The organism is Phocaeicola barnesiae DSM 18169 = JCM 13652, assembly GCF_000374585.1.
In the GTDB taxonomy this organism is placed as follows: Bacteria; Bacteroidota; Bacteroidia; order Bacteroidales; family Bacteroidaceae; genus Phocaeicola; species Phocaeicola barnesiae.
In genome coordinates this window covers 60729-84360 of the sequence record NZ_KB894650.1, presented here as the reverse complement: position 1 = coordinate 84360, position 23632 = coordinate 60729, and the positions used below count along the sequence as shown (strand labels likewise).

16 protein-coding genes are annotated in these 23632 nt (G+C 42.3%); 8 read left to right on the top strand and 8 right to left on the bottom strand.

Annotated elements, in window-relative coordinates:
• Positions 1-5 precede the first annotated feature (5 nt).
• Entirely contained in the window at positions 6-2453 is a 2448-nt protein-coding gene (locus C510_RS0109405; protein ID WP_018711092.1) for a HesA/MoeB/ThiF family protein, read from the top strand.
• Here C510_RS0109405 and C510_RS16380 read toward each other — a convergent pair.
• From C510_RS16380 to C510_RS0109385, 4 genes are all read right to left on the bottom strand, one after another.
• A complete protein-coding gene (locus C510_RS16380; protein ID WP_018711091.1) occupies positions 2450-5092 on the bottom strand; it encodes a preprotein translocase subunit SecA in 2643 nt (880 codons plus the stop codon). The genes C510_RS0109405 and C510_RS16380 overlap by 4 nt on opposite strands.
• A complete protein-coding gene (locus tag C510_RS0109395) occupies positions 5085-6047 on the bottom strand; it encodes a phospholipase D-like domain-containing protein (RefSeq protein ID WP_018711090.1) in 963 nt (320 codons plus the stop codon). The genes C510_RS16380 and C510_RS0109395 overlap by 8 nt, the downstream gene beginning before the upstream one ends.
• A 204-nt stretch (positions 6048-6251) precedes the next feature.
• Positions 6252-7826: a relaxase/mobilization nuclease domain-containing protein gene (locus C510_RS0109390; RefSeq protein WP_018711089.1), complete on the bottom strand. Its 1575-nt coding sequence runs from the start codon at positions 7824-7826 to the stop codon at positions 6252-6254.
• A 118-nt stretch (positions 7827-7944) separates the two neighbouring features.
• Positions 7945-8331 carry a plasmid mobilization protein gene (locus tag C510_RS0109385; RefSeq protein ID WP_025892280.1) on the bottom strand — a complete coding sequence of 129 codons (387 nt, stop codon included), beginning with the start codon at positions 8329-8331 and terminating at the stop codon, positions 7945-7947.
• Between the two features lie 876 nt (positions 8332-9207).
• Between C510_RS0109385 and C510_RS17875 the strand changes: the two genes are divergently transcribed.
• Positions 9208-9420: a hypothetical protein gene (locus C510_RS17875; protein WP_018711087.1), complete on the top strand. Its 213-nt coding sequence runs from the start codon at positions 9208-9210 to the stop codon at positions 9418-9420.
• Between the two features lie 92 nt (positions 9421-9512).
• Here the strand turns inward: C510_RS17875 and C510_RS0109375 are convergent, their stop codons facing one another.
• Both C510_RS0109375 and ppdK read right to left on the bottom strand, forming a co-directional pair.
• Positions 9513-11009, bottom strand: coding sequence for a tyrosine-type recombinase/integrase (locus tag C510_RS0109375; RefSeq protein ID WP_025892279.1), 1497 nt, complete (start codon positions 11007-11009; stop codon positions 9513-9515).
• 202 nt (positions 11010-11211) lie between these two features.
• Positions 11212-13935, bottom strand: a complete 2724-nt coding sequence (gene ppdK, locus C510_RS0109370; RefSeq protein WP_018711085.1) for a pyruvate, phosphate dikinase — start codon at positions 13933-13935, stop codon at positions 11212-11214.
• Positions 13936-14177: 242 nt separating this feature from the next.
• Here ppdK and rlmD point away from each other — a divergent pair, with 242 nt between their 5' ends.
• The 3 genes from rlmD to C510_RS0109355 all read left to right on the top strand — a co-directional run bounded on the left by rlmD (position 14178) and on the right by C510_RS0109355 (position 18547).
• Positions 14178-15599, top strand: a complete 1422-nt coding sequence (gene rlmD, locus C510_RS0109365) for a 23S rRNA (uracil(1939)-C(5))-methyltransferase RlmD (protein ID WP_025892278.1) — start codon at positions 14178-14180, stop codon at positions 15597-15599.
• Between the two features lie 50 nt (positions 15600-15649).
• Positions 15650-16573 carry an RluA family pseudouridine synthase gene (locus C510_RS0109360; RefSeq protein ID WP_018711083.1) on the top strand — a complete coding sequence of 308 codons (924 nt, stop codon included), beginning with the start codon at positions 15650-15652 and terminating at the stop codon, positions 16571-16573.
• 462 nt (positions 16574-17035) lie between these two features.
• Positions 17036-18547 (top strand): sulfatase family protein, encoded by a 1512-nt coding sequence (locus C510_RS0109355; protein WP_018711082.1) that lies wholly within the window; start codon positions 17036-17038, stop codon positions 18545-18547.
• Positions 18548-18638: 91 nt separating this feature from the next.
• Here C510_RS0109355 and ndk read toward each other — a convergent pair whose 3' ends face one another.
• On the bottom strand, positions 18639-19112 hold the full coding sequence (gene ndk, locus C510_RS0109350; protein ID WP_018711081.1) for a nucleoside-diphosphate kinase: 474 nt from the start codon (positions 19110-19112) through the stop codon (positions 18639-18641).
• A gap of 243 nt (positions 19113-19355) precedes the next feature.
• Between ndk and C510_RS0109345 the strand changes: the two genes are divergently transcribed.
• From C510_RS0109345 to C510_RS0109335, 3 genes are read left to right on the top strand one after another with little or no spacing between them, the layout of a single operon-like run.
• A complete protein-coding gene (locus C510_RS0109345) occupies positions 19356-20849 on the top strand; it encodes a 4Fe-4S binding protein (RefSeq protein WP_022340171.1) in 1494 nt (497 codons plus the stop codon).
• A gap of 29 nt (positions 20850-20878) precedes the next feature.
• The gene (locus C510_RS0109340; protein WP_018711079.1) at positions 20879-22258 is read left to right on the top strand and encodes an aldo/keto reductase; all 1380 of its coding nucleotides are present in this window, start codon (positions 20879-20881) and stop codon (positions 22256-22258) included.
• The gene (locus C510_RS0109335) at positions 22258-22683 is read left to right on the top strand and encodes a DUF1893 domain-containing protein (RefSeq protein ID WP_018711078.1); all 426 of its coding nucleotides are present in this window, start codon (positions 22258-22260) and stop codon (positions 22681-22683) included. Before C510_RS0109340 ends, C510_RS0109335 begins: the two co-directional genes overlap by 1 nt.
• A gap of 90 nt (positions 22684-22773) precedes the next feature.
• Here the strand turns inward: C510_RS0109335 and C510_RS0109330 are convergent, their stop codons facing one another.
• Positions 22774-23577: an MBL fold metallo-hydrolase gene (locus tag C510_RS0109330; RefSeq protein ID WP_026320174.1), complete on the bottom strand. Its 804-nt coding sequence runs from the start codon at positions 23575-23577 to the stop codon at positions 22774-22776.
• Between the last annotated feature and the right edge of the window lie 55 nt (positions 23578-23632).

Genomic DNA, 23632 nt, shown 5'->3' with positions numbered 1-23632 from the left:
ATATTATGTTTGACTATAAAGATGCTTTGTTTTTTACCTCATACTTTCAAAATCATCCTGACTTTAATTTAGTTGAGGAATTTAAGGAGTCTGATGATGAGGACGAAAAAAATATATATGTTGGTTTAGTAGAAGTTAAGAATACGATTCATCCTCTTATCATTAGAGTAGAAATACCCTTTACTTTTCCACATAGTAAATTAACATTTAGAACTAAGTCTTTAAGTGGTTATCCTCATTTAATTCATAATGGAAAAATAAAATATGGTGATTGGTTTTGTTTAAATACTCCTTTCGCTGAGAGTGTTGTTGAACAGCTTAATCAAGAAATATCGCGTCTTAAAGAATGGATAACTAGACAGATGCGTGCTGATCTTCCTGCTGTAATAGAAGATACTTCTGTTCGTAGTGCGTTAGCATTAGCTAATGCATATGAATGGGAGAATCCTGATGAAGTAAAAGAATTCAGTTCGAATGCAACTTTTACGTTTGTTGGAGATTTTGAAAAGGATGCTGATAATTTTCCCGATAAACTAGGTTTTCTGCACTGCATTAAGACTCATGATAATCGGTACTATGCGTTCAAATGTAAACAGACATTTACAAACTATAAGTTACCGTATATTATTGTCGATGAATTACCTAATCAAATTGATAAATTAGATGACTTTATCAAATTAAGAGAAAATTATGGTTGGTCGGACGATATTTGTTCTCATCTTCTTAAGTCAATTGATACAAGTAATACATGGCAAATTTCTGATCATTCAAGTTTCTTTGGCATAAATATTAGTGAAGAAGAAGCTTTACAACAAATTAATTATATACGTCAAGAACTTGCCAAACAAACATCATATGTTACAGGAACACGTAGTGAACATGGTGGGTTCATTCTTAATAGGAATAAACCTCAAAAAATAAATGTACTTCCTGTACACAAAAATTTAATTCTATCTTTTTTAGATGAAATTGAACCTTCAATTCATACTAATCATGGTGTGAAAATTGACCCAAAACGTATTATAGTTGATAATCCCACTGAAGAAGAGTATGAGCAACAGGCAATGATTGACGATTGGATTGAGTTTGGGCAATTTGAATTTAAGCCGTTTGTTTTTGGTGTAAAAGTAGATCAAAGAATATATTGGCTATTATTATATACAAATCACACTACTACAAAGTCTGAGAGTGTCAGTTATGATTTGGGAGTCAGACAGATTTCTATAAAGCGTAATAAATCTATAACACTTTGGCGTGTAAGCACACAATCAATTGACTCATCCATGTTTTTTGGCCGTGGTTGCTTGTGCGATAATTTAAAGAAAAAACGCATAGCTATTGTAGGTCTTGGGGCTATAGGCTCAATGGTTGCTGAAAGTCTTGCTCATAGCGGAGTGTCTAAAATTGGACTATGGGATAGTGATATTATTGAGCCTGGTAATATATGCCGTAGCACATACACTTTGGCGGATATAGGTGAAAGTAAAGTACAGGCAATAGAAAACAAAATTAAATCTATTAATCCTTTTATTGAGGCCAAAGAAATAAAAGCACATGGTCATTGGTTTATGCATAATGCGAATTATAGTGAGTATGTAGAAGGTTCATTTTATGATAATGTAAACTATAAGAGTCAAGAAGATTCCTTAAAGGAAATTCAAGACTTTGATATGATTATAGATTGTACAGGAAGTAATGAGATGCTACATTTCCTAAGTTATGCAGTTCCTAAAAATGAGCTTGTAAGTTTATGTATCACAAATCATGCAAATGAGCTGGTATGCACCACAAATGCTGATGGAAATGCTTTTGAATTGAGAAAAGCTTATCTGTCACGTATTGAACAGGATACAAAAAACTTTTATGTTGAAGGTAGTGGATGTTATTCCCCTACATTCTTAGCTAAATATTTTGATATTGCATCCCTTGTCAACTGTTGTATCAGGAATTTGGATAATACCATTAATGAGGGAAAAATTATGCATAGTTGTGTTCTTAGTCATTGTAAGAGTGGAATACTCATTGATTATATCCATACATACAAACTGAAAGATTACAAAATATATTTGAATATTCCGGAAGAAACTATTTTGGATGCCAAAGAAATGACTATGACAGACGGTAGTTGTTTGGGTTATGTTTTAGGGTGCTATAGCGCTGACGGTAAACAAATTATGATTACCCACATAGTAGAATATTTATCTGCTAAGGAAAAATTGAATGATGCTTACAGTACCTCTAAAGGCATTATCGACTACATAGGAGATTATGCATATTCTGATTATGAAAATGATTCATATTCATCGGATTTGTTTGACTCAATAGCTGCAAAATCAGCTGATGATGAAATCAACACAAATAATCCGTTATTGATAATAAAGAAAAAAGATGGCTCTCTATCTTTTTTACTATTTATCAATAACGAATTAGTTCCGTTTGAAGAGATGAATTAAATTCTACGTCTTCTGATATTGCGAATGTTGCCTCCGTGACATTCGCAATATTTTTTCCCACTTCCACATGGGCATGGAGAGTCTTTGGTGATAGCCATATTTCTTATCTGCTCAGTATTTACCTGATTGGAATTAATAATAGCTGAAGGAATTGGAGTTTCCTCAATAAAATTAAAGACTATTGAAGAAGATTGTAATCTGCTGATAATATTTTGATGTACATTTTTTATCATATGGACATAATCTCCGTCAAGTTCGTCTATTTCTTTTTGGTCAAGGTCTTGCATCATATGTAATACCAGTTCTTTCCAAGACTCGTCATATATTTGTAGTATACTCTGTCGTTTAAACTCACTCATAAAATATTGCAAACTTGTTTGTATTAAGTTTACATCATATTTAATCGTAAACGGATGCTGGTTATCTGAAAATGGTATTAATATTTGCTGTCGGTTAGAATTGTTTCTTCTAGCTCTTAGTGTCAGTTCCTTTGCCTTATCATATAGTGACAAAAGATGTTTCTCAATTTCATTAATCTTGATATTGTATTCAGTAATAATATCATTAATAAGTTCATCTGCATAGATTGCATCAAACAAGACCTTATTACGTTGTTTGTAAAATTTTGACCTATGAGGAGCAATAATATCATCTTTTCTTGCTTGTTTTGCTCTTTTAATCTTAAATATATTTTCTCTGTTGGTTTGTGCCAGATTAAAATAATATCTTACATTATCGTATGATAAATCATCGCTATTAATATTTGAAATAATACCATCCAATTCTTTTCTTTCTTCTGTAGAAAGATATTTTAATATATGATCTTCAAGCGAAGCAAAAAATATTGAAGAACCCGGATTCCCTTGTCTACCTGTCCTACCTTTTAATTGGAGGTCAGTTCGTATGGATGTAAAAAGATCTGTACCAATAACACAGAGACCACCATTAATAAGAGCGTCATGCGACGGTTTTATATCCGTACCTCTTCCTGCTACACTTGTTGAAAGAGTGATGGTATTTCCTATTCCAGCTTTTGAAACAGTTAATGATTCATCTTTAGTTGTCTTTGCATCAAGTCTATTAAAGTTCAACTTTCTTTGCGACAACAACTTTTCAATAGCATCAGCTCTTTTTATAGATAGACTTCCAATAAGTGTTGGCCTTCCTTTATGAACATTCTCTACCACCTTATTTAAAATGGCTTCGTCTTTTTGAATAGAAGTACGGAATATACATAGAGGATTGTCTATTCTTATTATAGGATTGTGCGTAGGGATTTGTGAACAGTCCAAATTATACATTTCCCTTAATTCATCTTTTGCAGTCATTATCGTTCCTGACATTCCTGCAATCTTATTATATAGTTTGAAGAAATTCTTTAAAGAAATAACAGCAATGCCATCAGAATCATCCTGAACTTTTACTTTTTCTTTAATTTCAATAGCCGTATGTAATCCGTGTTCCCATCTGTGAGTTTCTTTGATTCTACCAGTATATGGATCTACAATCTTTACAGCTTCATTTTGAATAACGTAGTCAACATCTTTTTCAAATACAGTATATGCCCTTAAAAGTTGGTGCAATACATTCTGAAGATAGATATTATGCATGATTTGCTTTCTCTGTTCTTCAGGAAGCAAATTATAATTCTTTAATTCATACTTTTTCCTTATCTTAAATAAATCCTTATTATTTAATCTATTGGAAATGTAAGATTCTCCTTCCGATGTAAAGGCTGCATCTTTGTTAAGAAGATCAATAGTATAATATTTTTTCGAACTGTCTTTAATAATATCCTCTATTAGAGATAAATGCTTTTTATAAATATCTTCATTATTGTAATACATTCCACCAGACACTATATGAGGAGTGTCAGCTTCATCAATAAGAATGGAATCAAGCTCATCTATAATTGCAAAATTATGACGCTCTTGTACACATTCCTTTGGATCTGTCGCCAAATGATCGAATAGATAATCGAAAACAAAGCCTGAATTAGTACCAAATGTAATATCGCATTTATAGGCATATTTTCGTCTTTCATCATAACGTCTATATTGTTCAATGCATTCAACAGTTAATCCATGAAAGGCATAAATAGGATGAGTCAGGTGATAATCCCGTTTTGATAAATAATCATTAACTGTCATCAGATGAACCCCCTGATGTGTCAAGGCATTTAAAAAAACAGGCAGTGTTGCTACAAGTGTTTTTCCCTCACCAGTAGCCATCTCAATGGCATAGCCATAATGTAATAAAATACCACCTAATAATTGTTCGTCATAATGAACCATGTTCCATTCAAAAGGAACACCACCTGCATCCCACTTATTATGGTATATAGCCTTATTCCCTTTTATTTCTACAAAATCATAATTAGAAGCAAGCCAAATGTCATATTCATTGGCCATAACAACAACTTGTCCTAATGAAAACCTTCGTGCAGTTTCTTTTACCAGAGCATAAACTTCTGGTAAGGCTTTGTTTAGAGTTTCGTTCTTATCAGAAGAATTACTAACTGTTATTTTTATTTGAATTCCTTTTTCTCTCAGTTCATCATTTGTCAAGTTCTCATATGAATGAAATATCTCATTAATATGGGAAATTTGATGTTTGAAAATTTCTATAGAATCATTCATATCGTACTAAATTTTTGTCCAAAGTACTAATGGTCATATATTGTCCTGAAATTTCACATGAAACATCAACTCTTAAGCTTCCATTGTCATCCAACCTCATTGAAAATCTTATTGGAAGATTAGGATTGTTTGTACCTTTAGCAATTCTCAATATATCTTCCTCTTTTACAAGGCTGGCATTATTTCCGTCATATTTAATGATTTTACAGGGACATTCGTGTTCCGAATGGCTGTCGAAATACATTGTTACAGTATTTGTAACAGGCAACTTACTGCCAGCTTTAATAAAAACTTCGGCATCAAGATTAACTTCATCATCAGAGTTTAATATCCCAATATTATATTTAGAGACAGGAGAACTTTTTATCTCATTCATTATCACCTGTGTATGAGTCTCGAAGATACGTTTTACCGGTCTGTTTTGTACTCGACAGATATTCTCAATTTCATTATTAAGTTCATGGAAATCAATATTGTCAAGAGCTTCGATATCGGTCATAGCAAGACGTGGTGAAGATTTTGCCATGCTAATTAGTCCAGCTAAATGATTAAATTCCTCTTGATAAGCAGATATTACAGAAGAATCATCTGTAAAAAAAACATTCTCCAAGTTACGGCTTTCAGCGTAATATGTCCAATTATATGATCCACTAACTATTATTTTATTATCAACTATGCAGAACTTATGATGCATAAACCCAATATTAGCAGATGCTATATATAAATTTCCACCACATTCTATCAGTCTGTTAAAATCAGGAGCATATTCCATGAAATTTATAGGATCATCAAGTAATATCAGACGAACTTTTACACCTCTTCTAATGCACTCTTCTAAAGTATAAAATAAATCAGCATTTGTAAACCATGCCATTGCTATATCTACGGTATTATTCGCCTTGATTAATAGTGCCTTCAGTTTGTTACATATATTTTTAAAATGTGCTTCTTGCATATCTGTATGATTTTTGTTTTATAATAGTTCTTGAAAAGCTTATTACAGAGCATCTTTATAGTAATATGCTAACAAAAGTAAAGAATTTAAATTAGTTTTTGAAGTCTTTAAGTATAAAAAGCAAAATATATTAAGCAACCATATATTTGATATTGTTTCATTGCATGATCATGATGATGTCCTTAGAAAACTTTATAACTTGATTTATATTTTAATTGAACGTTCATCATCAACATTATCATAGTTTCCTTTCTGACCTACTTCCCACTCACGTTTCTCCCCATGACTGCCACCGCCAAAATCACTCAATTTACCTTTGCTGGAGAAAAGTGCAGTAGATTTTTTACTTTGCAGGCGTTTTAGTTGATCCAATTGCTTGACAGGCTGCTTTATTGGTTTTCTTAACCGTTCAAGATTGAAGTCCTCTTCTGAAAGATTTATAATGATATGCTGCTTGAAATTTATGGCATAAGTTGCATCTTCCTCTTGACGGATGGTGAAGCCCTCTTCATGCAATCTGCTTCTGACAGAGGAAACAGTTTCATCATTGAATATTTCACGCAGACGGTTTACAGCATCAGTGTAGTAGTGTGTTCTTTCCGGAGATATATCTACCAGATCAGTCCGGGAAACCTTAAAAATCTTACAAAGCAAATCCCGTTCAGCTTCAGTAGCCGAACCGAACATCTCAACCATAGCTATACGGTTGTTACGGTCAATAGCCTCTGCCATAAAAGATTTCAACGGTCGGCTTTGGCCATCAAAATAGATGATGCCTTTCTTAATATAGGCACGCTGCTTCCTGATTTTACTGTATATTTCGCCTTGGGTAATCTTCGGATTAAGTGTCAGTAACCGGTCAATAAAGTCCTCAATCCGGTTGAACCGCTCTTCAGGTGTAGCAAAGTCCAGAAGTTCCTCTACAGCCAAAACTCTTGCACCATGAATGACGGTTTTGTTTACATGATCAACGAGCATATATCCGTAGGGTGCATCTTTCTTGCCGAAGAATACAATGTCAATGCCGAACTTCGTTTTCAGTTCCTTCTGTAGCTCCTCCCTGTTGGAACTTACGTCACGGTATTTCTTTAATATGCTTCTAAGCTGACGGCAATGAGCCCTTTCCCGATAACCGCTCTTGAAAAGACTTTCTATTTCAGAAAAAGGGATTTCTTTCTGAACCTTTCCACCATGCTTGATGAATACATTCTCATCTTTCTTATAAACCTCATAGCCCATGGAAACCATGATTGCCTTGAACTGGGCAAAGGAAGAAAATGTATATTGTTGGGCAGCATCAATATCATTTTCTGTTTTCTTTTTCCTGTCATTTCCAAGAATACGATCTATGACCTCCTGGGAACGTCTGCGCTCATGGCTGTGCTGAATCTTTCTTCCATCAGGTGCCACTCTCGAAGTGATGATATGAAGATGGGTATTCTCCGTGTCATAATGGGAGTAAACAAGCAACGGCTGACCGGATTCTCCGTATCCCATTTCCTTGAGATACTGGTGAGCAAAATCCAACAACTCATCTTCCGACATTTCGTGTCCCTTACATGATATGGCTACATGAAACTGCGGTTTACTGATTCTGCTGTTCTGTGAACTATACTTCTGGAGATAACCGACCAGCTCACTCTGGGTTGGTTTGTGAAATGTTCCGAGTGAACCGAAATTCTGAATCTCGATAAGCCGTGCAACACCTTTCGAGACTTTATGTTCATTGTAACCGACAGCATGGAAGTTCGTACTTCCCGGTAATATGGTTGCTATCATATTGAATCTTTATTTATCAAGGTTTAAGTGACTGAGTAACCGAAATACTTCAAGCTCATGAAGCTACGGTCACACAATAATAATATCTGAAATGATTGAATACCGTGTAACTAATAATTCAGATTCTGACAGCTTTCTGTGTCAGAGAATCAAGGTCTTTCTTTATTTGGTTCAATGTTTCCTGAGTTTCGAGGATAATAGGTAACAGAACTTCCTGAATATAGCCGGGTGCGAGTAATCCGGCTACAGCAAGCTCATTGGCACGTTTAACCGACTGATTAAGGTTTCCTCCCGCCCAGGAAAGTTCATTCTGATATTTCCGGTAAAACAAACCCAAATCATTCATCAGTTCGAGCTGCCTTTTGGTACCGATATTAGAATACTCTGCCAATGCAGAACGTATATAATGGCTCACAGATGAATAGGAGGCAGATTTCTCCTTAAACTGTTGTACTTCCTCCGGTGTCATTCTGACCTTGATGTATTTGGTTCTCTGATTCTTCATACTTGGATACATTGGTGGTTAAGTTTCCCAGACCATCTTTCGCCATGCGAAACAGCGGCCATCCGCTCCGATGCGCCAGCATTCGGCAAGTTACTTTTGTGAGTAAGAAACGGAGTTTTGTGGCCACAAAAGTACAACTTGCTTGGAAAACTCTGCACAGCAGAACGATGCCTTCCGGGAATGATTATTACACCCAAATTTACCGGAGAAAGCCGTTGCAAACCGAAATCAACAACACAATTCTTTGGAGGCATATTCCAGCTTACCATGAGCTGTAGCACCAGTTATATAAGAAACTCCATATAGCGTATTATTGTTATATAGAGCTTTTAAGACGTTTGAAACTAATTTACATGTATTCAGAAACAGAAGTTTCAGGTATTATTTAATCTTTGGATTATACTAATTTTGGTAATCAGAAAATAATATTTCGTATTCTTCGGTTGAATAAACCAAAGTTTCAAAAACACACAAGATGTAGTTATATGGGATAGATGGTTATTGTTCTCATAAAACCTATATCCAATATAATATGTAGTCCCGATACCATGATAGCATGGTAAAAGTAACCTGATTATCTAAGTTATTGGAATCCCAATAAAAGGGAAAATATAATCTTGTAGCTGATTCAGCTGATGAAATGGCTATCGGGAAATCTTATTTTATCTGAATTTGTATTGTAGAAACATTCAGACAGGATAACCTTGTTTTCAGAGCCTGGAGATACCTCGTTATCGTGGTGATATAACACTGATAATCAGTAAAAAATCTACTCGAATAACAAGAAAATAGTGTTGTGCAAATTTCTGTATCTCATTGATTTTTAGTATATTTATATACTTAAATAGGTTTTATATTCACTAAATATTACACGCTATGTTTGAACTGCTGTTGATTATATATCTACTGCCGGTACTTATTATAGGTATGCTGCTCCTGAAGCTGGTATTCTGGCTTTTGAGGATTGCCATACGTCTGGCTGTATGGCTGGTTAAGAAAACTTTCATCATTATATGGAAGCTTATCGTACTTGTCTTTGCTATAATTATAGGTCGTGAAATCATGACTTGGAATCAACCGGACAAATAGAAAAGAACCGCACCAATATAAGAAATGGTGCGGTTCTGATAAAGATAAGTAGAATCCTCCTTTTGTGTTAATGGCTTGTTCAGTTTTGCCGATTACATGAAACCTTTTCCCTTGCTTCTTTCATATACAACTTCCTTCTTGGAATCACAGTTCATAAGACGGAACTGAACCATACATCCGGTAGGGATATCCTTGGGTAACTGTTCAACCAGTCTGTCGATAACCTGGTCCACATTACTGAAACCAATGTCTGTTATTTCACCGATTACGTCACCTTTGAAATATGCACGGCCATAGATCATCATCTTTTTGGTTATACGGAACATCTTGTCTGCCGGTGTCTCGAAGTCACGTGCCTTACCTTGCTTGCTCTTCTTGCTACTGAAGAAAATGAAGTCAATTACTTTGGCATTTAGCTCCCAGGCAGGAGTGAAGTCTATCTTGACATAACCTCTTGTTATATTCAGTCCATGGCTGTGGTTCATACCGAAGGCAACCTCATACAGGTTGGCATCACAGTCATTTTGGGCAATTGTAGCCCATGTATGACGGAAAGTATAATAACAGTAGTAATTTTCCTTCTTCATTCCCATATCGGCACATATCTTTCTGATTCCAATATTTACATTGGCATTGAAACTGTCCGGATTGCTGTAACGTTTATGGAACTTGAAAAGATACTCGTCATTCTCGTCTGAAAGATACTTGTCAAATGTGGCTTGAATGAACGGTTCCACACGCATTTCAATATAAGCTTCGTCTTTCCGGCTGTGCTTTGTCTTAGCTCTTTTATATCCGATAATACCATCCTTGTAGTTTTCTTTTTTAAGCTCAAAAATATCTACGGTGTTTATTCCACCCAGACACAAGGATAGGAGTGCCACGTCTCTGCCCAGTTCCGGAAGAGAAGAAATCATTTTGGTTTCAGGTAGGGGACGATTGAAAAACTCCCTACATGCCTCTGCACTGATGGCTCTTTGAACTGTACTGTCAGATTTTGGAATGGATACCTTTAACCAAGGATTGTATTTGATTCGCACGATACCACGTTCTTCATCGTTCAACTCTATAAGTGCCCTTTTGAATATCTGTCTTAAACAAGTAGGGTACATTTCTTTCGCTCTGTTCGTTAACGAAAGGCTATTAATCCATCTTGTCAAAACAGAAGATGACAAGTGAGTAAACATCACTCTGGTTGTTCCCAAATATCTTTCAAGGTGGTTTACAGCCAGACGATAGTTCTTAGCATTACGTTCATGTCCTTCAGAGGCCATACGGTTAATGAATTTTGTAGCATAGTCACTAAAACATATTTCTTCATCTGAATGGATAAGAAATTCAATTAGTTCAGCAACAGAATAATTTGAGACATCCTTACGATTTATCATATCGCTATAGCGTAGGATTTCTCGTGAACAATACTCATTGACCACAATATCCTTGATTTCGCCATTCTTGGTGATTTGCTTGTCCGTAATGAGTTTATCGGTTTTAATATAGCCCATTCTTGAACGGTGGACAACACGAATGTACACTGGATAAAATCCGTCAGCTCTCTTTTTTCTTACGACTACTTTAAATGTTGCCATATCAGATTGATTTATAAGTTATTAAATGGTGTATGCGTTGGTGTATGCGCCACTGTTCAAAAGTGTATGCGTGGTGTATGCAAGTACCGTTTATTTGGCTCATTTTTTGCGGACAAATGTACGAACCGCCTAAAAACAACTTAGGCTGTAACGCCTGATAAACAGTTCGTTACAGCCTAAATCAAATATTATCCTATATAGCTTATGCTTCTTCAATTGCAGCCTGCGCCGCAGCCAGACGAGCGATAGGCACGCGGAACGGTGAGCAAGATACATAGTTCAATCCTACGCGGTGACAGAACTTCACAGATGAAGGTTCACCACCGTGTTCGCCACAGATACCGCATTTCAAATCCGGACGTACAGAGCGACCTTTTTCTACGGCCATCTGAATGAGCTGACCAACACCGTTCTGGTCGAGTACCTGGAACGGGTCTACCTTCAGAATCTTGTTTTCCAGGTAAACCGGAAGGAAGGTAGCGATATCGTCACGTGAATAACCGAAAGTCATCTGAGTCAAGTCGTTGGTACCGAATGAGAAGTATTCAGCACGTGAAGCGATGCGGTTGGCGGTCAGGGCGGCACGCGGGATTTCGATCATGGTACCTACCTTGAACGGAACTTCGATGCCTGCTTCTTCGAACACTTCCTTGGCAGTAGCGCGGATTACCTTTTCCTGAGCTTCGAATTCATACAGGATACCGATCAACGGAATCATGATTTCCGGATGCGGGTCGTAGCCTTCCTTCTTCAGTTCTACAGCTGCTCCCAGGATGGCGCGGGTCTGCATTTCGGTGATTTCCGGATAAGTGTTACCAAGACGGCAACCTCTGTGACCCAACATCGGGTTGTGTTCGCACAGGCTTTCTACACGCTGGCGGATGTATTCGATGGTTACACCCATAGCTTCTGCCATTTCCTGCTGACCTTTTGCATCGTGCGGTACGAATTCATGCAAAGGCGGGTCGAGCAGACGGATATTTACCGGACAACCGTCCATTGCCTTGAAGATACCCTTGAAGTCTGCCTTCTGGAACGGCAAGAGTTTTTGCAATGCTTTTCTACGTCCTTCTACATCCGGAGCCAGGATCATCTCGCGCATGGCTACAATCTTCTGGTTGTCGAAGAACATGTGTTCTGTACGGCAGAGACCGATACCGGTAGCACCGAACTTGCGGGCTACTTCTGCATCGTGCGGAGTATCGGCGTTGGTACGTACGGTCAGGCGGGTGTATTTGTCACACAATGCCATCAGTTTGGCGAAGTCGCCGGATACTTCGGCGGCACGTGTCGGAACTTGTCCGGCATATACTTCACCGGTACTACCGTTCAAGGAAATGTAATCGCCTTCTTTCAGGACGAGACCGTCGATTTCTACGGTACGTGCCTTGTAGTCAACGTTGATGGCACCTGCACCTGATACACAGCACTTACCCATACCACGGGCTACAACGGCTGCGTGTGAGGTCATACCGCCACGAGCTGTCAGGATACCTTCTGCACTGGTCATACCGGCCAAGTCTTCCGGAGAAGTTTCGATACGAACCAGGATGACACGACGGCCGTCGGCACGCCAGCGTCCGGCATCTTCGGCGAAGAATACAATCTGGCCACAAGCGGCACCCGGAGAAGCCGGCAGACCGCGGGTCAGCACTTTGGCTTTGCGGAGAGCTTCCTTATCGAATACGGGGTGAAGCAGTTCATCCAGCTTGTTCGGTTCGCAACGGTTGATGGCTGTCTTTTCGTCGATCAAGCCTTGTTCCAGCATTTCCATGGCAATGCGTACCATGGCGGCACCGGTACGTTTACCGTTACGGGTCTGCAGGAACCAGAGTTTACCTTCCTGAACGGTAAATTCCATATCCTGCATATCGTGGTAGTGGTTTTCCAGTTTGGTCTGCAAGGCATCGAGTTCCTTGTAGATTTCCGGCATGGCTTCTTCCATGGACGGATATTTGCTGGCACGTTCTTCTTCAGAGATACCCTGAAGAGCAGCCCAGCGCTGAGAGCCGATCTTGGTGATCTGTTGCGGGGTACGGATACCTGCCACTACGTCTTCACCTTGAGCATTGATCAGGTATTCACCGTTGAACAGGTCTTCACCGGTAGCGGCGTCGCGTGAGAAGCAGACACCGGTAGCCGAAGTCTCGCCCATGTTACCGAATACCATGGCCTGTACGTTGACGGCTGTTCCCCATTCGGCCGGTATGCCTTCCATTTTGCGGTAGAGGATGGCACGTTCGTTCATCCATGAATCGAATACGGCGCAGATGGCTCCCCACAGCTGTTCGTATACATCGTTCGGGAAGTCCTTGCCTGTCTGTGATTTGACGGCAGCCTTAAAGCGGGTTACCAGTTCTTTCAGGTCTTCTACATCCAGTTCGTTATCCAGTCTGACTCCTTTTTTCTTCTTAACGTCTTCGATGATGGCTTCGAACGGGTCGATGTCATCTTTGTTGGTCGGTTTCATGCCCAACACTACATCGCCGTACATCTGTACGAAACGGCGGTAAGAATCCCATGCGAAACGTTCGTTTCCGGTTTTCTTTGCCAGACCGGCAACCACTTCGTCGTTCAGACCCAGGTTCAGGATGGTATCCATCATACCCGGCATGGAGGCACGTGCTCCTGAGCGGACGGAAACAAGCAGCGGATTGGTCGGGTCACCGAAAGTAGATTTCATCAGGCTTTCGATGCCCTTTACGGCTTGTTCCACATCGCTTTTCAGCAGATTGACAACATTGTCTTTTCCTTTTTCGAAATATTCGTTGCAAACTTCAGTCGTAATAGTAAAACCCGGAGGAACAGGTACACCGATAAGGTTCATTTCAGCTAGATTTGCTCCTTTGCCGCCAAGAAGATTTCTCATGTCAGCTTTTCCTTCGGCATGTCCGTTGCCGAAAGTGTAGACTCTTTTTCTTTCCATTAGTTTATGAAATTAAGGTTTGATATGTGTTATGTATGTCTTTCACTTTCTTTTTGAAAGGCTATTTAAGTTTAACTGATTGCAAATCTATTTATATTTTATAGACTTTCAAAGGAATAAAACCTATTTTACAACATGTTTTTGCAATGTAGAGTTGGCAAAATGAAGTATTTTTAAAAACATGGTAGATTGTCGGAAAAAATGATTAACTTTGTCCCAAATTGGATTTATACAAAAGAGACGTGGCAAGAAAGAAAAAAGAACTTCCTTTACTGGAAAAGGTGACAATCACCGATGTGGCCGCAGAGGGTAAGGCCCTGGCCAAAGTAAACGATCTGGTAGTCTTTGTTCCTTATGTGGTTCCCGGCGATGTGGTCGACCTACAGGTGAAGCGAAAGAAAAATCATTATGCCGAAGCGGTGGCAGTGAAGATATATGAACAATCGCCGATGCGTGTTGAACCGTTCTGTCAGCATTACGGTGTGTGTGGCGGTTGCAAGTGGCAGTGTCTTTCATACGAAGACCAGATCCGGTACAAGCAGAAGCAGGTATTCGATAACCTGACGCGTATCGGAAAAGTGGAACTGCCGGAATTCAGACCGATCCTGGGGTCTGAAAAGACACGCTTCTATCGGAACAAGTTGGAATTTACATTCTCGAACAAGCGATGGCTGACGGAAGAAGAGGTGAAGGCCGATGTGCAGTACGACCAGATGAATGCGGTGGGTTTCCATATACCGGGAGCCTTCGATAAGGTACTGGCCATCGAGAAATGCTGGTTGCAGGATGATATATCGAATCAGATACGGAACGCCATCCGCGATTATGCCTATGAACATAACTATTCATTCTTCAACCTGCGTACCCAGGAAGGTCTGTTACGGAACATGATGGTCCGTACCTCGTCTACCGGCGAGCTGATGGTACTCCTCCAATGCAAGGTAACTTCCGATGCGGAGAAGCAGCAGATGCTGGAGCTGTTGCAGTTCGTAGGTGACCGTTTCCCGCAGATCACGTCGTTGCTGTATGTCATCAACAATAAATGTAACGATACGATCGGCGACTTGGAAGTGGAAGTGTTCAAGGGTAACGACCATATCTTTGAAGAAATGGAAGGGCTTCGTTTCAAGGTGGGACCGAAATCATTCTATCAGACCAATTCTGAACAGGCTTATCAATTATATAAGGTGGCCCGTGAGTTTGCCGGACTGACCGGTAACGAGCTGGTGTACGACCTGTATACCGGTACGGGAACCATCGCCAATTTCGTCTCCCGTCAGGCGAAGAAGGTGATCGGTATCGAATATGTCCCTGAAGCCATCGAGGATGCAAAAGTCAATTCCGCAATCAACGGTATCGACAATACCTTGTTTTATGCCGGCGATATGAAGGATATCCTGACTCAGGATTTCATTACAGAACATGGTCGTCCGGATGTCATCATCACGGATCCTCCACGGGCAGGTATGCACAACGATGTGATTGATGTGATTCTTTTCGCAGCTCCGAAACGTATCGTTTATGTCAGCTGTAATCCGGCTACGCAGGCACGAGACCTCCAGTTGTTGGATGGCCGTTACAAGGTGACCGCCGTACAGCCCGTAGACATGTTCCCTCATACGCATCATGTGGAAAATGTGGTGTTGCTGGAACGTCGGGACTGATGGGGAAAATGCCTGCCGCAAGATGTAGAACATTAATTTAACAAGAAAGCGTGTCAAGAAAAAACCAACAGGGTAGCGGACGTCCAAGAGCACGGGCTGCTGCCAAATATACCATATATAATGTAACAGAACCGGCGGAACTGATGGAATTCCTGATGAAGAAAATGGCCGGTATCAGCCGTACCCGCGTAAAGGCGTTGCTGACCAACCGGGTGGTTCTGGTAGACAACAATATCCAGACGCAATATAATTATCCGTTACAGGCGGGAATGAAAGTGCAGATCAGCCACGAAAAGCACAAGCATGAGTTCCGCCATCCGTTGCTGAAGATTCTGTACGAGGATGCTTATCTCATCGTGGTGGAGAAGAAGGAGGGGCTGCTTTCCGTCGCTACCGATCATCAGAAGGAACGTACCGCCCAGCACATCCTGAATGAGTACGTAAAGCGTCAACATCGGAATAACCGTATCTTTGTCGTGCATCGGTTGGACCGTGAAACATCGGGTATCATGATGTATGCAAAGGACGAACGGACACAGCATACCTTGCGCGATAACTGGCACGATATCGTATGCGACCGTCGCTATGTTTCCGTAGTCATGGGAGACATGGAGAAGGATAGTGGAACCGTAGAGTCATGGCTGACTGACCGCAAGCTGTATGTCAGCTCTTCCGATCACGATGACGGCGGTAAGTTTTCGGTGACACATTATCAGACTATCAAGCGCGCCAACGGTTATTCTTTGGTGGAATTGCAACTGGAGACGGGTCGTAAGAACCAGATCCGTGTCCACATGTCATCGTTGGGGCATCCGGTAGTAGGGGATGAGCGCTACGGATGTGAGGTGGACCCGTTGGGACGGTTGGCCTTGCATGCCTTCAAGCTCTGTTTCTATCATCCGGTCACCGGAGAACTGATGCAGTTCGAGACACTTTATCCGGCATCGTTCAAGAACCTGATGTTACGTAAATAGATTCTCCGATAAATTGCCAGCAGGTATCTCCTGACTGGCAATAATTTTATCCATACCGATGCTTTTCTCCGTGCCGAAGGAGTATTCGGGTAGATCGCTTTCTGCCCGTCTTTTAGAATGACTTTCATTTCCTTCCACTTCAGACGGATTCAGGGAAAATCAATATGGTGAAGTTGGTCTGTTCCAGTCCTTTGCCTGGAACAATCTGTTTATCTCCGGGTGTACGTAATATAAACCCTTTTTGATGTTTATTCTCTTACATGTTTTAGGAATAACATTGTTTGTCAATCTAGCAAAAATGCGCAGAACCCGTGACATTGAAGGGCGTGGCGCGAAATACTTTACAGAAAAATACAGGATTCCAGGGGCTAGTCAGTAATATTCAGTAAATTTGTAGACAGAACTTTCGTCCCATCATCTTCGGGAGGAAGAATAATTGTTGTTTAACCTTATTCTCTGATTATGAAAAACGTATTTCTGGCTACTGCGGCTATACTTTCCCTGCTTTCATGTACGGAAAAGCAGAAACAGCCTAACATCATCTTTATTCTAGCCGATGACATGGGGTATGGCGATGTGTCTTATTTCGACAACAATTCTAAGCTGAAGACGGAAAACCTTGACCGGATGGCACAGGAAGGAGTCGTGTTTACTGATGCGCATTCCAGTTCTTCGGTCAGTACCCCGACCCGTTACGGTATCCTGACAGGACGTTACAACTGGCGTTCTACCCTTAAAAACAACGTATTATATGGTTATGACAAGGCTTTGATTCCCGCAGACAGGGAAACGATGGCTTCTATGTTGCGTAAAAATGGATATACTACCGCAGGTATCGGTAAATGGCATTTGGGGTGGGATTGGGACAATATCGATGCCGGAAAGGACAAAGTGGACTTCAGTAAGCCGGTGCAAAACGGACCGACTACCCGTGGCTTCGATTATTTCTACGGCTTTTGCGGTTCCCTGGACATGGCTCCATACGTCTACATTGAGAATGATATGCCTACATCGCTTCCGGATAGGGAAACGGTGAACGAGGGGAAATACAGCTGGTGGCGCAAAGGACCTACAGGAGCCGATTTTGTACATGAAGAGGTCCTTCCGAATCTGGTTGACCGGGCTTGTAACTATATCAAGGAGAAGGCCAAGGCTGACCAGCCTTATTTCCTGTATTTGCCATTACCGGCTCCTCATACTCCGATTCTGCCGACGGAAGAATTCCGGGGTAAATCAGGTATCGGTGAATACGGTGACTTTGTACTCATGGTGGATGCCATGGTGGGCAAGGTGCTACAGGCGGTGAAGGAGTCTGGAGAAGATGGAAATACCATCGTTGTATTTACAACGGATAATGGATGTAGTCCGGCAGCGGGTATCAAGGAAATGGAAGCTCAAGGACATCGGCCGAATTCGATTTACCGTGGACATAAGGCGGATCTGTTCGATGGCGGGCACCGTATTCCGTGCATCCTGCGTTGGCCGGAAGGTACGAAACCTCACGAAGTCAGACAGACGGTATGCCTGACCGACTTCTATGCTACATTTGCGGCCATCAACGGATATAAGTTGATGGACTCTGAGGGGGAAGACAGTTATAACCTGTTACCTGCCATCGTATCTGAAACGGAGATTGACCCGATACGTGAAGCTACCGTACATCATTCCATCGACGGGCAGTTCACCATCCGTCAAGGCGATTGGAAACTATTGCTTTCTGCCAGTTCCGGTGGATGGAGCGCTCCTACACCTACCGATACGCTGGCTTTGGATTCGTTGCCTCCGATACAACTTTATAACATGAAGGACGATCCTTCTGAAACGACCAATGTAGAGGCTGAACATCCAGAGATTGTTTCTCGCCTGCGTGCCTTGATGGCCAAGTATGTCAGGGAAGGAAGAAGTACACCTGGTGCTCCCCAGAAGAACGACGGTGAATATCCGTGGAAAGAGCTGGACTGGATGAAAGAATAGAATTGACATTGATTTTCTTCATAAAAAATCCCTCAAGGCTATCAGTAAACCTTGAGGGATTTTCTTTGATTCTATGGGAATCAGTTCCTTTTTATCCGTTGTATTCGTCCATGTAGTACAGATAAGGAAGTGCATTCTGTTCGTAATCAAAGATTTCTTCCGGCTTGAAGAAGCGGTTGATTTCTACCAGTGCGTTCTCCGGAGAATCGGAAGTATGGACGATGTTTTCTTGCGGACTCATGGCGAAATCACCACGGATGGTACCGGGAGCGGCGGCACGTCCGTTTGTTACACCTGTCATGGCACGTACTACCTGTACGGCATCTACACCTTCGTAGCAGCAGGCGATGACCGGAGCTGCCATCATGGAATTCTTGATACGTTGAAAGGCAGGTATAGTGCTTAGGTGGGCATAATGTTCGTTCAGGATTTCATCGGTCAACTGTATCATCTTGATACCGGCCAAGCGAAGGCCTTTACGTTCGAAACGAGTGAGGATTTGTCCAATCAGCCCACGTTGTACGGTGCTGGGCTTTAAAAGTACGAGGGTTTTTTCACGGCTCATAGTTGTGTCTTTTTTAGTGTTTAACAAAGTTTATTTTTCTGCTTTCAAAATTACATTTTTATTTGAAGAATCCCATAAAAAACTGTCTTTTTTCGTCACTCCTTAAATTTTTCCTGGTTATCTAAACTGATTCTATATAAAGTATTCTTACCGAAAAAATGAATCGGGATGTTGATTCTTTTCTTTTCTACTCTTATATATTTGCTAGACAAAAGTAGAAATAAACCGAAAAGAGATATAAATATGTTGCGTAAAATTAGAGTGACGTTGGCCATTGTCTTTTATGTATTGGTCACGCTTCTGTTCCTGGATTTTACAGGGACGATTCATACTTGGTTTGGCTGGATGGCTAAAATCCAGTTCTTGCCGGCTGTGTTGGCTCTGAATGTGGGGGTCATAGTGGCATTGGTGGTGCTGACATTGTTGTTGGGACGAGTATATTGCTCTGTCATTTGTCCGTTAGGAGTTTTTCAGGATATCATTTCGTGGATAAGTTCTAAGCGGAAAAAGAAAAAATACCGTTTCTCTTATTCCCGTCCGCTTACCGTTTTGCGGTGGGTGGTATTACTCCTTTTTGTAATAGCTTTATTGGCAGGCTTGGTTCCACTGGCCGCTCTTATAGCTCCTTACAGTTCATACGGGCGTATCGCTTCTACCTTGTTGGCACCGGTTTATCAGTGGGGAAACAACCTGTTGGCTTTTTGGGCTGAGAGGGCGGACAGCTATGCATTCTATGAAACAGAGGTATGGATGAAGGGACTGCCTACGCTGATTGTGGCGGTGGTAACGGTGGTGGTTCTTTTTGTACTGGCTTGGAAACACGGGCGTACATATTGCAATACCATTTGTCCGGTAGGAACCGTTCTTGGATTCCTGTCCAAATATTCCCTGTTCCGTCCGGTCATTGATACCTCGAAATGTAAGAACTGCCAGTTGTGCGCCAAGAAGTGCAAGGCTGCCTGCATCAACCTGGAAAAGCATGAGATAGACTATAGCCGTTGTGTGGCTTGTATGGATTGTATCAGTACCTGTAAGCATGGGGCCTTGCATTACGAAAGCCGCTTCAAGCAGAAGGATGGAAAAAGAAACGAGGCTCCGGTACAACCGGACAATTCCCGCCGTAGCTTCCTGACTGTTGCCGCTACGGTAACGGTAGGCGCCACATTGAAGGCCCAGGAAAAGAAGGTTGACGGCGGTCTGGCTACCATTATCGATAAGCAGGTTCCGAACCGTCAGACCAAGATTCTTCCGCCGGGAGCCCAGAGTGCCAAGCATTTTGCCCAGCATTGTACCGCCTGCCAGTTGTGCGTATCGGCTTGTCCGAATCAGGTGCTTCGTCCCTCGACGGACCTGATGAAATTCATGCAGCCGGAGATGTCGTACGAACGGGGATATTGCCGTCCGGAATGTACCAAGTGTGCGGAAGTCTGTCCTACAGATGCTATCCACTTGACTTCCCTGGCCGATAAATCTTCTACTCAGATCGGACATGCCGTTTTCCTGTATGACAATTGTATAGCGGTCAAGGATAAGGTATCTTGCGGAAATTGTGAACGGCATTGCCCTACAGGAGCCATCCAGATGGTGCCCAGTGTGGAAGGAGATCCGGATTCTCCGAAGATACCGGCGGTGAACGTGGAACGCTGTATCGGTTGCGGGGCTTGCGAGAATCTGTGTCCGGCCCGTCCGTTCAGTGCCATTTATGTAGAGGGACACGAAAGACAACGTTTAATCTGATGCCGTGAACGGCTTAAAAATACTTTGATATGGAGGATAATAAAAGAATGAACCGACGGGATTTCCTGAAGATTGTAGGAATCAGTACGGCTACCGTTGGAGGTCTGTTCTACGGTTGTGACGATAAGAAGCAGACGACCGGTGCGGCGGTTGATCCCAATGCTCCGGTTCCTACCGATAAGATGACATACCGTACATCGGATAAAGGAGAAAAGATTTCATTGCTGGGATATGGCTGTATGCGTTGGCCCACATTGCCTTCGCCGGCCGGAGATGGAAATGTCATCGACCAGGATGCGGTCAATGAATTGGTGGATTATGCCATTGCACACGGGGTGACTTATTTCGATACATCTCCGGTGTATGTACAGGGATGGTCGGAAAAGACGACCGGTATCGCGCTGAAGCGTCATCCGCGCGAGAAGTTCCAGCTGGCTACCAAGTTGTCTAATTTCAGTAATTTCACCCGGGAGAATTCCATCAAGATGTACAAGCAGTCGTTCGAGGATCTGCAGGTGGATTACATCGACTATTACCTGCTGCATTCCATCGGTAATGGAGGTATCGAGACGTTCCGCAAGCGATATATCGAAAACGGGATGTTGGATTACCTGATCGAGGAGCGCAAGGCCGGACGTATCCGGAATCTGGGCTTCTCTTTCCACGGGACGAAGGAAGTGTTTGATGAAGTCTTGGGGATGCACGAGCAGGTACACTGGGACTTTGTGCAGATCCAGTTGAATTACGTGGACTGGCATCATGCTTCGGGCAATAACGTGAACGCGGATTATCTGTACGGCGAACTGGTGAAACGCAACATCAAGGCCATCATCATGGAGCCGTTGCTGGGAGGAAGACTTTCGAATGTGCCCGATCACATTGTAGCCCGTTTGAAGGAACGTCGGCCGAAAGATAGTGTGGCTTCGTGGGCATTTCGCTTTGCCGGCTCTCCGGACCATGTATTGACTGTTCTGAGCGGAATGACGTACATGGAGCATTTGCAGGATAACCTGCGTACTTATTCTCCGTTGGTCCCGTTGACGGAGGAGGATAAGGATTTCTTGGAAGAAACCGCTCAGCTGATGATGAAGTATCCTACCGTGCCTTGCAACGATTGTAAGTATTGCATGCCGTGTCCGTACGGAATCGATATACCGGCTATCCTGATTCACTATAACAAGTGTGTGAACGAAGGGAATGTGCCGAAAAGCCAGCAGGACCCGAATTACCGGGAAGCCCGCAGAGCTTTTCTGATAGGGTATGACCGGAGTGTGCCGAAATTGCGTCAGGCCAGTCATTGCATCGGTTGTGAAACATGTAACCCGCATTGTCCGCAAAGCATTGACATTCCGAAAGAGCTGCACCGTATCGACGCGTTTGTAGAACAACTGAAACAAGGTACTTTGTGATGGTTCCCGAGGAGATGATTGAACGGTTGCATACCGGGAATTATGCTTGTGTTATCCGGAACGGAAACGAAGAACGGGTGTTTTACCAAAGGGGAGTGGCCGATCTGTATGACCTGCTGAAAAACCAGCCGGACTTTCTGAACCATGCGCAGGTGGCAGACAAGGTAATCGGGAAAGGTGCCGCGGCATTGATGGCGCTGGGTAAGGTGGCCGAGGTCTATACCGACGTAATCAGCCGTCCGGCAAGAGCTCTTCTGGAGCGAGAAAGCATTCCGGTGACCTATGTTACCGAGGCACCTTATATCCTGAACCGGGCTCAGACCGGGCAATGTCCTGTAGAGACTTTGTGTAGCGAGACGGATGATTTGCAGGAAATGCTGGAGAAGATTTCCTGTTTCCTGGCTTCCCTCAAGGAACAAGGATAAGAATCGTTATCATAGAGACATGAAAACAGTCCTGTCAGACTCCCTCCTGAGAAGTACGGACAGGACTGTTTTTTTTATCTGCGTGAATGCTCAGAATTCGTAGATGTCGGAGGGCAGGGTGCGTTTCAAAGGGATAACCTGAACATCCTTACCGGCGGCAATGTTCCGTTGCTGCAAGGCGATTTCTACGGTCTTGTAGGCCAGTTCCGGATGGTTGTTGTCTTTGCTGAGGTGGCACAGGAACAGGTATTCCAGCTTCTCGGGGAAATGTTCGGAGATGAATTCCGCCATTTCCCGGTTGCTGAGGTGTCCGTTCGGGCTGGCAATCCGGGCTTTCAGGTGTTGCGGATAAGGGCCCATCATCAGCATGGTTTCATCATAATTGGCTTCCAGAATCAGGTAGTTCGCCCGGGCGATATAGTCTGCGGCTGTCGAGGTGATATGTCCGATATCGGTCAGGAACGCAAAGTTCTTTCCGTCGATGGTGATGCTATAGCCGACGTTGTCGGAACCGTCGTGCGGAACCTCGAAGCAGGTAATCCGGAAGTCCTCGAAGGTGAGGGGAGTCTCTTTCTCGATGTAGCGGATATGTGCTTCCGATAATTTCTCGGTCACGCAATAGCTGCGCCGGATACCCTCGTGGATGATACGGGTGGCATAAATGGGAATGCCGTGCTTTTCCCCCAAATGACCGACGGCCTTGATGTGGTCGGCATGGTCGTGGGTGATGAACACTGCCTTTATCCGTTCCAGCGGGAGGTCCTTCTCTTTCAGAATTTTCTTGATGGAGCGGATGCCGATGCCCGCGTCTATCAGGATGCTATATTTCTCTGTGCCTAAGTAATAGCAGTTTCCGCTGCTTCCGCTGCCTAAGCTCATAAATTGTATTTTCATGACAATTGGTTCTTTTTTGTTGGTTCCCTATTTCAAAAAGGAATGCAAATATACG